General features: G+C 58.8%; 1 protein-coding gene. It reads right to left on the reverse strand.

What is annotated here, in order from left to right:
• Positions 1-3 precede the first annotated feature (3 nt).
• Positions 4-546: substrate-binding domain-containing protein (locus tag AB4Z23_RS28050; protein ID WP_441361251.1), on the reverse strand; the 543-nt coding region annotated here is incomplete at its 5' end.

A 546-nucleotide genomic window follows, 5' to 3' on the forward strand; every position in this document is an offset into this window, starting at 1 on the left:
GTATCATGATGAAGAACTCCGGGCCTTCGTGCTGCGGCGCTCGACGAGCGCGCCGGGTGCAATCCGATGAACTTCAGCACTCATATTCGGGGTGTTCGACAGCTTGGCCGCGAGTGCGACAGTGACGGCCAGCATCTGGTCTATCGGTTGCTTGACAGTTGTCAGCGAGTGCGAAGGCCATGCGGCGAGAGAAACGTCGTCGAAGCCCACGACGGAAATGTCATCTGGAACGCGCAGTCCGACCGAGCGAATGCCCTCGATGAAACCAAGGGCAACAATATCGCTGGCACAGAAGACAGCATCAGGGTGTTTGCTCAGCGCGCCCACTTCGAGCCCCGCCTTGAAGCCAGCATCATAGTTGAAGTTGCCCGCTTCGATGACGAACGGTCTCTCCAGTCCTCGCGCTTCAGCTTGATCTGCGAACCCGCGTCCACGCTCAACGTTGGTCGACGCGTCTGCGAACGCCGAAACATATGCAAGTCGACGATGGCCAAGATCGGCGAGATAGTTTGCCACCATCGAACCGCCGAGCACGTTGTCGCACGT

Source organism: Agrobacterium sp. MCAB5 (assembly GCF_052114365.1).
GTDB lineage: Bacteria > Pseudomonadota > Alphaproteobacteria > Rhizobiales > Rhizobiaceae > Agrobacterium > Agrobacterium tumefaciens.